The organism is Shinella sp. SUS2, from assembly GCF_001262505.1.
GTDB lineage: Bacteria > Pseudomonadota > Alphaproteobacteria > Rhizobiales > Rhizobiaceae > Shinella.
On sequence record NZ_KQ410739.1, the window covers coordinates 141,996 to 155,000 of the forward strand.

Annotated in this window: 10 protein-coding genes and 1 tRNA gene; 4 read left to right on the forward strand and 7 right to left on the reverse strand. The window is 59.1% G+C overall.

The genetic code is table 11. The features are described from left to right. Positions 1-185 precede the first annotated feature (185 nt). The 4 genes from AKG11_RS33795 to AKG11_RS24615 form a co-directional block, all read right to left on the reverse strand. Entirely contained in the window at positions 186-764 is a 579-nt protein-coding gene (locus AKG11_RS33795) for an RES family NAD+ phosphorylase (protein ID WP_082342628.1), read from the reverse strand. A 4-nt stretch (positions 765-768) separates the two neighbouring features. Then, positions 769-3,612, reverse strand: a complete 2,844-nt coding sequence (locus AKG11_RS24610; RefSeq protein WP_050745821.1) for an N-6 DNA methylase — start codon at positions 3,610-3,612, stop codon at positions 769-771. Then, positions 3,609-4,067, reverse strand: a complete 459-nt coding sequence (locus AKG11_RS34680) for a hypothetical protein (RefSeq protein ID WP_156334132.1) — start codon at positions 4,065-4,067, stop codon at positions 3,609-3,611. Before AKG11_RS34680 ends, AKG11_RS24610 begins: the two co-directional genes overlap by 4 nt. Positions 4,068-4,587: 520 nt before the next feature. Continuing rightward, on the reverse strand, positions 4,588-5,715 hold the full coding sequence (locus AKG11_RS24615) for a PGN_0703 family putative restriction endonuclease (protein WP_197284010.1): 1,128 nt from the start codon (positions 5,713-5,715) through the stop codon (positions 4,588-4,590). Positions 5,716-6,204: 489 nt separating this feature from the next. Here AKG11_RS24615 and AKG11_RS24620 point away from each other — a divergent pair, with 489 nt between their 5' ends. Continuing rightward, positions 6,205-7,155, forward strand: coding sequence for a hypothetical protein (locus AKG11_RS24620; RefSeq protein WP_050745822.1), 951 nt, complete (start codon positions 6,205-6,207; stop codon positions 7,153-7,155). Between the two features lie 131 nt (positions 7,156-7,286). On the opposite strand, the gene AKG11_RS24625 is transcribed toward AKG11_RS24620, so the two are convergent. From AKG11_RS24625 to AKG11_RS24635, 3 genes are all read right to left on the reverse strand, one after another. Then, positions 7,287-7,607: a hypothetical protein gene (locus AKG11_RS24625; RefSeq protein WP_156334133.1), complete on the reverse strand. Its 321-nt coding sequence runs from the start codon at positions 7,605-7,607 to the stop codon at positions 7,287-7,289. Positions 7,608-7,861: 254 nt separating this feature from the next. Continuing rightward, the gene (locus AKG11_RS24630; protein ID WP_050745824.1) at positions 7,862-9,598 is read right to left on the reverse strand and encodes a site-specific integrase; all 1,737 of its coding nucleotides are present in this window, start codon (positions 9,596-9,598) and stop codon (positions 7,862-7,864) included. A gap of 113 nt (positions 9,599-9,711) precedes the next feature. Then, a tRNA-Gln gene (locus AKG11_RS24635) sits at positions 9,712-9,785 on the reverse strand. 237 nt (positions 9,786-10,022) lie between these two features. Between AKG11_RS24635 and AKG11_RS24640 the strand changes: the two genes are divergently transcribed. The 3 genes from AKG11_RS24640 to AKG11_RS24650 are packed head-to-tail and all read left to right on the forward strand — an operon-like array spanning position 10,023 to position 12,657. Further along, complete coding sequence (locus AKG11_RS24640) at positions 10,023-11,561, forward strand: Ppx/GppA phosphatase family protein (RefSeq protein ID WP_050745847.1); 1,539 nt, start codon at positions 10,023-10,025, stop codon at positions 11,559-11,561. After that, complete coding sequence (locus tag AKG11_RS24645; protein ID WP_050745825.1) at positions 11,558-12,274, forward strand: RlmE family RNA methyltransferase; 717 nt, start codon at positions 11,558-11,560, stop codon at positions 12,272-12,274. The genes AKG11_RS24640 and AKG11_RS24645 overlap by 4 nt, the downstream gene beginning before the upstream one ends. Next, positions 12,274-12,657: a VOC family protein gene (locus AKG11_RS24650; protein ID WP_023515293.1), complete on the forward strand. Its 384-nt coding sequence runs from the start codon at positions 12,274-12,276 to the stop codon at positions 12,655-12,657. Before AKG11_RS24645 ends, AKG11_RS24650 begins: the two co-directional genes overlap by 1 nt. Positions 12,658-13,005: the final 348 nt, after the last annotated feature.

Sequence of the window (13,005 nt, forward strand, 5' to 3'; positions counted from 1 at the left end):
GCCCCGCTGAGCCGCGCTGAGTGGCGAAGTGTTCAAGCGCACAGCTCGTTATGTTTGGTTTGTGCTGAATAGCCAAAAATGGGAATCACCGGTTGCGAACCCTGGCAACCGCTCGAACTGCCTTCTTGCCCTGGCTTGAGTTGCTGGTCGCCACCGCCGTCATAGTTTCCTCGCCGTGGGTGCGGCTACAGAATGATCTCCGTGCTCAAGCTTTCGAGCGCTGACGGCAATTGAGGGACTGCCGCTAGTTCAGTGGATTTTCCGGCTGTCAGTTTCACCGAGACTGCGCGGTCAAATATGGCAATACAGTTCGCTCCTGTTAGGCGGGAGCGGTAAATGAAACCATCAAGCGTAGTATGGTCGTGGATGTGTTGGGCCAGAGCGCGTGAATCATCCCACCCTTTTGCAGAGGCGATGTCAGTCGTTACTCCCAGTTGAAAGCAACCGTCTGTTCGCAAATCTATAAGTTGCAACGGTGAGATCGATGAAATCGAGGCAATGCAAGAATTCTCTAGTTCAGAACTGAACAGCAGCCTTGCCCCACCTCCTTCGAAGCGGTCCCTTATGATTGTTTCGGCTATGGCCGTCGCCAAAGAGCTCGCTGCGTAGAGCGTGTTGAAATTTCCATTAACACTGCTGAAGCGAGCCATGCCGGGACCTGTACCCAACGGTGTCGCTTTGTGAGCAGCGGGAAATATGCGCGCGTAATTCTTTGGCTTAAATGCCTGTGTAATCTTAGTGAGTGCTGCCGGGTAGAGCTTCATTCAGTCAGCAAAAATCGCGCGCGACAAGAGAACGGAGCCTTTCGATTCCGCTTTGTCTGAGAATTTCGAGCGGCGTATGACCGTCCAAAAGGACATGCGGCTGTCGAAGCCATAGCCATGCGACGCGAGGATCGCCGACTGTCGATATGATCTCGTCCAGCCCCCCAAGTGGCTTATCGTGGTCGAATTGCTCTAGTGGATAGCGCTTATTTCCTTCCTCATCGGAAATGGAGATGACCCGCTCCTGCCTGATCCAAGTGGTGAGCTCGCTTGGCTGTATAGAAGCCCGATTTTGCAACTCGGCGGCAGATAGCGTCCTTCCTGCCCATTGATCTGTCGGTATCGAGCGTGCGATTGATCGGATTCCCTCGACAGCGTCCTCCGGTGAAAGCGGAACACCCAGAACTTCTCCGGTGTCTTCTTCTACAGTTTTTTCATTCGAAAGAAGCGCGAGCAGTGAGGGCCCAATGTCTTTGCCAAGACGTTTTTGAGACCGACGACGGCGCGTAGTGAGTCCTTTCAACGGCCGTTCACTGTCTCCCAAAGCCGCGTACAAATCCCGCTTCAGGTCATCGTTGAGCCCATAGGCTTCGATGGTGAGGGCATCGATCTCATCAAGGAGTGCGGTAAGCTGATCGGCGTTGCCTGCCTCCTGGCGTGCGGCAGCCGCATACGCCCGACTGAGATCGCCAATGCGCTCAGGAATGAAAGCAGGGATGGGCGCACGCTCTAACATACTAATTCGAAAACGCTTGTCGAAGGAATGCTCGGCCAGAAAAGCGTTTATAACTGGTCCATTGAGCAACGCGACAATCGCATCCAGATCAATGTCGCCTGCATCTTCATTCGGCCAAAAAGCGATGAACTGCTGTGAAGCTCGTCTGCCTTCCCGATCAACAGCAGCTGCCAAGCGCCAATAGCCCCGGCTCAAACGGCCTGCATTTGAAAGGATTTTCGGCGCGTCCCAATCATAGTTTCCGCCCGCTAGAAGAGCTTCTGACCTGACGTCAAGAAAGCGGGGCGCATCAAGCACAAACTGGTCGAGCGCACTGCTGTCCATATAGCCAGGCACCCGTCCAGGGCCGGAGTGATCGAAAACACGAATAGTCTTCTTCTGTCCCCCGTGCCAGCGCAGCCCCCAATGGCCGCGGACCAGCTTTCCCAAGGTGGGCAGGTCAGCAAGTGCGGACCAGACGTGATGGAGTGGCGGCGACCAAAGTGTCCCACTCCGCGACGAATCCGATGTACGAAGTTCTTCCGTAGTATGGGAGGCGGTGCGGTCGACAGCGAAACTCCGCTTGTCCGCATCATAAACAGCGCTGGAACGGATACGTTGTGTTTCTCCAGACTGCCGGAGTTCGCGCGCAATAAGAAGTGCCGTATCGAGTTGTAATACGTTGAATACGCCATCAGGTAACGAGACCAACTCAATGTCACGATAGAGTTGCTCAACCTGCCGCCGCTGGCTGCGATATCGGCGGTCGACCAATAGTGTGTTTGGCACCACAAAACCAAGCATCTTTGGCCGCGTCTGCAGCGCTGTCTCTAGCGCAAAGACCGCTTTCGACCCATCTATCGCGCTTGCATCGGGATAGTTGTAACGTTCCGGCGAAGTAAAAGCTTCAAAAGGCGGGTTACACAAAATGACATCGGCGCCTTCGAGGCGTTGCGCGAGTGTCCCCTTCTTGAAAAGGTCGACTTCCTCAATTTGCCATCCATTTGCGTTCGGGTAGTCCGCAAGAATCAAGGACAATTTTGCCACTTCGCAGGCAAAGGGATCGGTCTCAGCACCACCGATGTGCTGAATCAGAAGATCGTGACGCTGCTTGTCGGTCCAGTCATGCGGAAGGCCATCTCGCATTTGCCGCAGCGCTGAGCCCAGAAAAACGCCAGCACCAGCGAACGGTTCGTATACTTTTGGTGGGTTGACGCCATACTCCCATAGCCGGAAGCGATCGAGGATGTAGTCGGCGACATGTCGGGGCGTACTGTGCGTGCCAAACTGTGCTCGGGCCTGTGGCGTGACGAGCGTTGATTCATAGACGTAGGCTAAGTCGTCTGCGGAGATGTTCGCGACATTAAACCCGGTTCGGAACGCGGCCCATACGGGCTCCAATAAGGTTAGAGTGCTGGTTGGCCAGACCTGAGTGTCATTACCGAGCAGATAATAGTCACCCATCGCCAACAAGACATCGGCTACATTGTCGGCATTCCATCGCTGCGCCCGTGCATTCTGTCTATCGGTCAGAATTTTTGCTGCGAGCAACCGAAAGACACCGCGGAAAAGAAGACGCATCGTATTGCTGTTGGTGACATTCCGCACATCAGCCACAGCTTCACGGATTAGACGGTCGAGTTTGGTATGGATCTCGCCCTCAATTGCCGGGATCAAACCGATGTCAACGAAATCTAGTTGGTAAGCGGTATCGACGCGGCCGATCGATTTTGCCCGATGGATGACGTCCGGTGCCCAATCGTCGCGATGGTGGTAGAAAGTCTCAGGCAAACGATCGATCGGGAATCGATCGAGAAGTCGTGGGGACTGCTTCGCATAGACCTGCCAAGATGAGACGTTATCGCCTTCTATGACGAAAAACAGCGGGGCTCCGAGCGCGCGATGGCCCTCGACTAGGCCTTGCGCTCCGTCGGCTGCCCCCTCTGCGACAGCAAAGGCGGCAGATCGGTAGGAGGGGGGAGTTTGGGTGAACGCCACCAGCGGGACAGACTTGGTTCCACCCGACGATTTCCAGATGTCACTGTAAGCATAGTCACGACGAATTGCATCGTCACGATAGCCAAGCCTCGTCGTCTGCTCGACGACTATTTCTAGGACGCGATCAAGTATCATGATCTAGCGCCCGCAACCATTGGCGGAAACGCTAAACTTTGCTGTGGGTTGCTTGCCGTCGCGAGGAGTCGTTCCCGAAGGCTGTCCACCAACGGCTGAAGCTGAATGACGATGGCAAGCCCGCAGGCGGGCAGTCGTTGATCGAGATCGAGTAGGACGACACGTCCATCGTCAACAATTAAAGCAAGGTGGGATCGCTCTAGCCGAATCCACGGGTAAGCACCGCAAACCTCAAATAACTCGCCTGCAACGGAGGAGAAGCCGGAGACCGGCATTTGCAAGCTGGCGGTCGCAAATTGAACGACCGCCGTCGCGAGAAGATCGCCTGCACTGAAACATGCGGAGCGGCGACCCTCAGCGTTTAGACTGGGCAGCGCCTGTCGATACGTGCGCCACTGCTGCTTGCTCAGGGAAAGCGCAGCCATAATCTGTCCGGGCGTGAAGAGTATGGACAAGATCGCTCCATTGTGTTGCGTCCCAACACTATAAAATGTTGGAGATGCGATGTAAACGGGGTTGGAGGACTCCTCAGTCGATCAGCCGCAAATCGCTGTGGCGGCTGAACCGCCCCGCGCATGCCGCAAGCGAGCTGGCAATCTCTGCATCGTGGTTAAGGCATCAAAGGCAATGCGTGACGGCATTCGCCAAGCCGGATTTCCCGATCATTGCCGAGTTTGTCGAGGATGAGGGTAGCGGGAAGTTCACGGAGTTCGGAAAGGCTGTCCAAGCGGCGCTTGATGGCGCGGCAATTTTGGCAACTGCCACGCGAGAGCCGATTGCCAATGGAAGGCCTTTTCGAGGTCGAGCCCCCGGCGGACTCCCACCCGCTTCTTACGGAGCAGGCGGGAGCGCCGAAAATTTTTGGAAGCCAATGAATATTGGAAGCGGAAACCTCCGATATGGTGAGGTAAGGTCCAAAACAGGCGCCAATACAATTAGTTAGAAGAGGGAAGAGGTACTGCGCGGCTGGGCGGCTTATGCCGCCTGTCCAACCTCCGGCCCGGCCTCCCCGGTCAGCGGGATTTCCGGTTTCATGAAGCCTGCGTCATCGCAACCGGAGGGTTCTTCCAGATTGAGTTCCCCATCGATCAGCCACCAGTCGCAATAGCGGCGATGAAGCGCCCGTGCATGGCCGGTCGTGCCGACATCCGCGAGGATTTCGATGAACCGTTCAAGCGTTACCGCCATGAAGGGCACCTTCCCGTCCTGCGGCGATGCGAGGTGCCGGACAAAGCTCGTTGCAGCGTTCTGTGCAGGTGTGTTGAGGGCCGGAGCAATGAAGAGGTGCAGCCCTTCGTCGTATAGTCCGGTCTCGATCATCGTATTGGCAAGGCACATCTGCCGGAAAAGCTGCTGGACCGGATTTGCCCGAAGGGCGGGGTTCGCCGCGTCGATGAAGAGGCCGGAGCCGGGAGCGATTTCATTATAGCGCCCGGAGAAGCGCGGCAGGGGCTCGTGCCCGCTCTCGGAATATTTGACTTCGATAGCGATGAAGCGCCGCTGCCCGGCCGGGCCAATTCCCCGAACGAGAAGATCGAAGGCCGTGCCGTCGCCGCTGAAACGAAGGTCGCCACGGCCGGGCGAATGCTCGAAAAGGATTTCGGTTACTTCCGACATGAAGCCCGGCGCGAGCGCGTCGAAAACGGCCGTTGCCGTGGCGAGATCGAGTTTCAGGGGGCCGAAGAGGTTGAAGACCAGCGGTTGGGACGACAGCAGGTTGGTCAGGAGGCGATTGTCGTCATAGGCGGCGCCCGCTTCGCGATAGATCAGTTCCCGCTTGGCGAGCCGGGCGATTGCCGGATGAATGAAGTTCGCTCCGGTCATGCCTGCCGACATAGCGATGGAGGAGCCGAGCCGGCGGGTCTTGCCTTCCTTGCCGGGATGAACGCCGATGGGCAGGTTGCGGTCTTCGCGCCAGAGGGCTTGCAGGAGCCGGGCGGCGGCGCGGAAACGGTTGTCGGTCGGGATGAAGGCCCGGTGATGACGCAGGAGGGCTTCCGGGACGAAGGGCAGGGCGGGGATGGAGCCGAGCCCTGAAGGATCGAGGGTGGTGTGCGGCGGGACGTGAGTGTCGGCGATGGGGGAAGGTGCTGTCGATGTCATCCAAGTGTTCCGGTTGGCGACCACGGGAGTGCGGTCCCGGATAGCTTCTCGGATGAGTGGGAGAAGTTGCCAGAGCGGAAGCGGAGCGCGCGTATCGCGTTCCGAAAGAGTGCAGAGAGAGGGAGCAGGAGGGGAGCGCAGAAGGGAAGAGGGAGTGCGCTATCGCACTTCGGGAGTGGTATTCCTGTTTCCGGAGGGGGTACTAGTGAATATCGCTGGCCGACCAGCATGTTCACAGGGCTTCGAACGGCATCTGACATAGCGTTTGGATGCGCGAAAGGATGCGGAGAATTCTCTTCAAGAAATTGAAAAAGAACGATTATTTATACGATTATGCCGACCGTCCGAGCTGTTGCGTCTCGGCAACAGCGCCATTTTTCTTGGCCGCGATCGTGCGTGAAATGGCGCCTGAACACTATATCTGCAAGCAATCGCTTGCAGCGAAAACGCCCCAAGTGTGATTGCGATCAAAATGGAGATGTATGTCCGATGACATATCAAGATCGATCGCAAGATTTCCTAACAGTTTCAACTGCCGAATATAGCTCCGTTGTCGAGGTTGACTTCGATTCCTTCGAACCGGGCGGCGCTACCGAACACCTTTTCAACGTTCCGGTTTCCACAAAAGATCGTTCCCGTCATCGGCGGACGTTGCTCGTGGACGAGCCGCGACGGCTCTACAACGCAATGTCGTTCCTGACGTGGAAGACCGGACTTTGCTTCAATGCGCACGTCACGCTGACGGCCTCCGGGCTCGGCTTTCCTGATTATAGGGAATTTCTAGCTCAAATGCCGCATTGGCATAAGGAAATGAATCGATGCCTTTTTGATGGGTGGCGCAAGGCGGCCGAGCGGAGCCGGCAAGATGGGCAAGCGCGGCGCGTCACTCGCCGTGACTTGGATAGGGTGGATCATCCTCACTATTGGATAGGGGGCGTGGAATATGCCCGCAATCAGGGTGTCCACGTGCATGTGCTATGCGTCGTCCCCAAGCATGCCGTCAAAGCTTTTGAGGAGAAGACGTGGGCATGGTGGCGCATGAAATCGCCTGGCACAGCTCAAGAAAATGGCATTGCGTTTCGGATCAAGCATCCCTCGTATGCCAAAGGACAGTATGAGCGGCAGGTCGAACTTTTCCGGTACATTGTCAAAACCACCGACGAACACGCCATTATGCGTGGCCAGAAAGACCCGATCTGGACGGCACGTGAAATCTTCAAACCCCATCCCAATGACTGCACGCCAGTGCAAATCGAAGCCGGTCAGCTATGCGGGATCACCCACCGTCTAAACGAGACTGAGCAGAAACTTGCCGACTTTACCTCTCGGTATGCCGAAGGTCGTTTCGAGGAGGTATACAGCGGTTGGGAGATTGGTGAGCGCGAACGGCAGGAGGCGCGGCGTCGGCAGCGTGTGTTGCTGGAAACGCTCCAGATTTGATTTTGGAACGTTAAGGCAAGGGGCGTGAACGAGTGGCCCTGAAATAACGAATGAGCCCAAGAGGTTAGACTTCCACTTGGGCTCTGGATTTTGAATGCAGTTGGAAACGCGATTCCGGGATCGTCAGAAGCCTAACAGGTCGCGAACTCGCCTTCGTGATCGCAGCGATCGATGATGAAGTCCTGGGGGGTGTCCACTGACTGAGTGGGTTTGTTGGAGATGAGTCCGGCGTCCCGCAGCAGGCGAATGAAGGCAGGTAGACCTTGTTCCTGCCGGCGTTTCAAATCGCCATCCACCATAATTGTGCCCGTTGCAGGCCAGAAATTGAATGCGTGGACTTTGATATGAAATCCGGTTTTCTGCTCGAATGGGGCTCCCGCACGCTGCAATGCGGCTGTTGCCTCTTGCATGGTGGCTTTCCGGTCCGGGCGGGAATGAAAGGTCGCAGTCATTGGAAACTCCTAGCACTTTGGTTTCCCTGCCGGGGTCCTGCTGATTGTCCTTGGAAAGGGAGGGAGCAGAGGGAGGGAAGGATTGGAGAGGGTAGGATCGGATGGGAGGAAGGATCGATGGGATCGATCTTTCATCCCCCCGCGCGATAAAGTGAGGTGCAGTCAGTTTCGTCAGATGAAAATCGCGCCAGACCTGGAGCGTTTTACGGCACTGTCCGTAGGGTTGGCGCGAGCCTAGTTTGGACGCGCTACGTCTAGTCAGGGACATACAGATGCGAGAAATCCAGCGGTGGCCGCATAATCTCGACGGCCGCCGACAACTGGCGCAAAGATGAGCCTTTGGTATAACGGGCGGTCTCGCCCTTCGTGCTATGGCCGGTAAGGTGGTCGATTACCATGTCCTTGACGTCCGCCTGATGAAGGCATGTCGTGACCGTGTGCCGAAGAGAATGAAAATTGAGCTTCTTTCGGTAAAGACCGATCTGTTTGCGGTAACGCGTGAACCATTTCGAGAAAGCGTGGCCAAGCTTATCGTCAGCGCCGCCCGGTTTGAGTTGAGGAAACAGCGCGTATGAACGACTTCCGAAGCCTTCGACGTACTTGAGAAACCCGAGCCGGATCAACTCCGAATGGACCGGCACCTTCCGCACCGCGTTCCTATTTTTGAGTTGGCGCGGTGGCCGGTCGTTGAGGTCGAAATAGGCAATGCCGTTTTCTTCGAGAATGTCATCGGTTCGAAGCTGGCAGATTTCTTCGAGCCTCATTCCGCTGAACAGAGTGATAAGTGGAACCCAGAACTTATCATCCCGAATGATTTTATCGCCTTTGGTGTCTCGCTCCCGTTCGCTTATGCAGCCCGTCCAAACAGGTGAGGAAAACAATGCTTTGAGTTCATCCGCCTCCCACATGTCGGTGTCTTTATGAGCCGGTTGGGAGGTTGAAAACTTGAAGCCCGTAAAGATGTTTTCAGAAACATCGCCGCCAGCCAGGGCGTCCGACCACAATTTAGAGGCGGCAGAGAAATGTCGCTTAATGGTCTTCTGCGTCAAAGGTTCGGACTTGTCTTTTTGTGGTGACGCCTCGTATTTCGCAATAATTTCAAAGGGGTTTAGATCACGGTATAGCGCGGCCTTTCCGTAGTCGTAAGGCATCCTTTCGAGTGTTTTACGAAACGTCGCAGCATCCGCGCGTCGGTAGTCGACAATCGGGCGGTCGCCGCATATCGCTGCAAACAATCGATAGGTCGCACTTGCCTGATTGGCCATCTGCTGCCGCCAGTCGCCACGCACTACCTGTGTTTTGATGAAGTCGGGAAAGATAGTGGAAAAAGCTGGCCCGGCCTGTGCGGTCGGTGCTGCCGGTTCGGTTTTTGGCGATGGCGGTACTGATACGGGCGAAGCGGCTGAGGCCTCCTCGCGAAGGACGCGGGTCAGCAGTTTGTCCTTCGGCTCGAAATTGAAGTCGCCTTCATATCGTGCCGCCAAGGCGTTCGAGAGGTCGATACCGGCGCGATGGACGGCCTCGGCGCATTGATATTGTTCTTCGCTAGTAAGCTCCGGCCACTTCAAGCCTTGGAGTCTTGCCGCTCCAATAGCGGTCCAGCTTCCGCCATGCAGTGCATTCGCACCGAGTTCTTTGCGAATGTTGTCAGCCGTGGTGCGCCAATGTTCTGCGCGGGCGACACGCTGCTCCTCCGACATGAAACGACCTTTGGCTCGGTGAGACCTCTCCTGTCGCAGAATGAGACTATAAAAATCCTGCACGAGGCGGGCGAGTTGATCGTCTGAGAGCATAGGATTTAGGCGAGCCAGTTCAAAGAGTTGTTCTGATTCCCCGTATAGCCGATCCGAAAGCAGCCGTGCAGTCTTCGCGTTGCAACTTCCGAGGCTGCGGACCAGTTCGCGCCTGCCGATACGCTCCCGAAGCTCGACTGGTACGGCTCGTCGGAAATGATAGGTTCCGCCTCGGCGGACGACGTTCGATATTGCCAAGGGTTCCGCCAGCCGCCGTGAGGCGGTTTGTAGCAGCGGATTGTAGCAAAATGCCGTTATCCGCCGACGTTGGCGTGAGGCATTTGAACGATTTCAGTGAGTTAGGAGGAAGATGGCTGGGGAACCTGGATTCGAACCAAGATTAACGGAGTCAGAGTCCGTCGTTCTACCGTTGAACTATTCCCCAGCAGGGGCGAAACCGGCTTGGCCGGTGCCTGTGAGGCGGGCTTATAAACAAACGGCGGCGAGATGCAAATGGTTTTTTCGGGAAAATGCAGCCGGCGTGTCCGAGGCCCGTGCATCGCGGTTTCGTCATAAAAAGAATTTGGCGAACGGGCCGGGCGCTGGTAATGTCGCGGCAACGAAGATCGAGAGAGCGCCTGCTTGCAGCTTTAAAGCTTTGCGCGGCGCCATAGGCAGTAACGTGAACGACCCCGACAGCGGCTTGAAGCCGCCCGTTTCCGGGGCGCGAGATGCGGGCGATGCGGGGCGACCGAAGCGGTCGCGCCGACGCAAGGGCAAGCAGAAGGGCGCTACAGGTCCCTCTGCCGTTTCCCTGTCCGCAGGCCAGGCGGCCGGTTCGTCCGGATCGGCTGAGCGCCCCAAGGCCAGCGAAGGTGGTGATACCGCGCGCAGGAACAAGCGTCGTCGGCGCGGCAAGGGTGCTGGCGGCGAGAACGTGCGCCCGCTTGCCCCCGTCGGCCAGCGGGAAGCCTCCCGCGAGGACCCGCGTCAGGCGGAAGGCCGCAGGAACCGTCGCAAGCATCGCGGCAAGAAGGCCGGCGCGCGCACCGTGCCCGTCGCCGCCGAGGCGACGGTCCTGCATCCCGCGGCCGAACAGGCCCTGGAGGCGCGGTCCACCCCCCATGCTCCGGAGACGCAATCCGCCCCGCGCCCGGCCGAGCGCGAAGGCTATGACGCGCCGCTCTATGCCGCGCTCGACCTTGGCACCAACAATTGCCGCCTTCTCATCGCCCAGCCGACGCGCCCCGGCCAGTTCCGGGTTGTCGATGCCTTTTCGCGCATCGTGCGCCTCGGCGAAGGGCTTGCGGCGAGCGGCCGGCTGTCCGACGAGGCGATGGACCGCTCCGTCGAGGCCCTGAAGGTCTGCGCGGCCAAGCTGAAGAACCGCAACATCCGCCGCGCCCGGCTGATCGCCACAGAGGCCTGCCGCGCGGCGGTCAACGGCGAGGCGTTCCTGGAGCGGGTTCGGCAGGAGACGGGGCTCGACCTCGAGATCATCAACCGCGAGACCGAAGCGCGGCTTGCCGTGTCCGGCTGCTCCTCGCTGGTCGGGCGCGAGGCGAAATCCGTCGTGCTCTTCGATATCGGCGGCGGCTCCTCGGAAATCGCGGTCATCCGCATCGGCGACAATCGCTCCAGCCGGCTTGCCAACCACATCACGCACTGGACCTCGCTGCCGGTCGGCGTCGTCACGCTGTCCGAACGCCACGGCGGGCGCGACGTGACGCCGGAGAGCTTTGCGGGCATGGTGTCGGAGGTCGAGACCATGCTGGCGGGCTTCGATTGCCCTGGCGATGTCGTGCGCGCGGCGCCGGAGGATTTCCACCTCATTGGCACGTCCGGCACGGTGACGACGCTGGCGGGCGTGCATCTCGACCTGCCGCGCTACGACCGGCGCCGGGTGGACGGCGTCTGGCTTTCGGACGACGAGGTGACGGCCATGCAGGCGCGCCTTCTCTCCTGGGATTTTTCCGCCCGCGCGGCCAATCCCTGCATCGGGCCGGACAGGGCGGATCTCGTGCTCGCCGGCTGCGCCATCCTGGAGGCGATCCGCAAGCGCTGGCCATCGCGCCGCATGCGCGTTGCCGACCGGGGCCTGCGCGAAGGCCTGCTCACCGACATGATGGCCGATGACGGCGTCTGGCGCCGCGGCCGCCACCGCCGCAACCAGCGCGGCGGCCCTCGCAACCCGGCAAAGCCCGAAGGACAGGCGTCATGACCAAGCCCCCCATCGGCCGCAAGCTCGGCCAGAAGGTCAAGAAGGGCAAGCTCAAGGCCTCCTCGCGCCGCTGGCTCGAGCGCCATATCAACGATCCCTATGTGCAGCGCGCCAAGCTGGAGGGCTATCGCGCCCGGGCGGCCTTCAAGCTGCTGGAGATCGACGAGAAGCACAACATCCTCGCCGGCGCGAAGCGCATCATCGACCTTGGTGCGGCACCCGGCAGCTGGTCGCAGATCGCCGCCAAGGTGACCGGCTCGACCGATGCCGATCCGCGCGTCGCGGCCATCGATTTCCTGGAAATGGACCCCTTGCCGGGCGTCAGCATCCTCCAGATGGACTTTCTCGAGCCCGATGCGCCGGAAAAGCTGATCGCGGCGGTCGGCGGCACGCCGAACCTCGTCGTCTCGGACATGGCCGCGCCGACGACCGGCCATCGCCAGACGGATCACCTGCGCACCATGCATCTGTGCGAGGTTGCCGCGCATTTCGCCGTGGAGGTGCTGGCGGAAGGCGGCCACTTCCTGGCAAAGACCTTCCAGGGCGGCACCGAGCGCGAGCTGCTCAACATGCTCAAGCAGAATTTCAAGCAGGTCATCCATGTGAAGCCCGGCGCCTCGCGTGCCGAATCGGTGGAAATGTTCCTGCTCGCCAAGGGCTTCAAGGGGCGCAAGGCGAAGGATGAGGCAGGTGAAGAGGATGCGGACGCCTGATGCTGCTCTACACCACCGTCGGCACGAACGATCTGGATCATGCCGGCCGCTTCTATGACGCGGTCCTGCCGCTGCTCGGCTATGCCAGGCAGAAGCAGGCGCCGGGTGAGATCGGCTATGCGGCGGAGGGCGACGTGCGCTGCCGCTTCTGGGTGGTCGAGCCGTTCAACCGCGAACCCGCCACCTTCGGCAACGGCGTGACCATCGCGCTTGTCGCCCCGACCCGCGCGGCCGTCGATGCCTTCCACGCCGCGGCCCTAGCTGCCGGCGGCAGCGATGAAGGCGCTCCCGGCCTGCGCCCGTTCCACGCCACCTTCTACGCCGCCTTCATCCGCGACCCCGACGGCAACAAACTCGCCGCCGTCTGCGAGCAGGCCGAATAGCCCGCGCCGGGCCGGAAGTCTCCGACCACTCGATATATTCCAGCAACCCGCCGTTTTCCCATGCTTCCGCGAGGGAGGCGACAAGCGCCTCTGTCCGGATCTCGTACTCGTGCCGCAGTTTCAATCCACGCCTCCGTGAGGGAGGCGACTGGGGTAGGTTTAGTGCATTGTTCGCACGGACAAAAGATGGGGGCTGGTGCGGATGGGCGGGTGCGGCGCGCCTTTTTGCGTCGGGGTGAGAGCGGCTGAGGCAGCGGAACCAAAAACGTCAAGAAGATAGGGCAGGTGCGAACCTGCCGGGGATTTGCGGCACGCTTGGGGTTCGCGCCGGTTTGCGGGTGGGGGCGG

Excerpts from the sequence above, each read along its gene's own strand:
- AKG11_RS24610 (WP_050745821.1), bottom strand. The coding sequence starts at position 3,612 with ATGATACTTGATCGCGTCCTAGAAATAGTCGTCGAGCAGACGACGAGG.
- AKG11_RS24645 (WP_050745825.1), top strand. The coding sequence starts at position 11,558 with ATGACCAAGCCCCCCATCGGCCGCAAGCTCGGCCAGAAGGTCAAGAAG.
- AKG11_RS33795 (WP_082342628.1), bottom strand. The coding sequence starts at position 764 with ATGAAGCTCTACCCGGCAGCACTCACTAAGATTACACAGGCATTTAAG.
- AKG11_RS24650 (WP_023515293.1), top strand. The coding sequence starts at position 12,274 with ATGCTGCTCTACACCACCGTCGGCACGAACGATCTGGATCATGCCGGC.
- AKG11_RS24625 (WP_156334133.1), bottom strand. The coding sequence starts at position 7,607 with ATGACTGCGACCTTTCATTCCCGCCCGGACCGGAAAGCCACCATGCAA.
- AKG11_RS24620 (WP_050745822.1), top strand. The coding sequence starts at position 6,205 with ATGACATATCAAGATCGATCGCAAGATTTCCTAACAGTTTCAACTGCC.
- AKG11_RS24615 (WP_197284010.1), bottom strand. The coding sequence starts at position 5,715 with ATGACATCGACAGCACCTTCCCCCATCGCCGACACTCACGTCCCGCCG.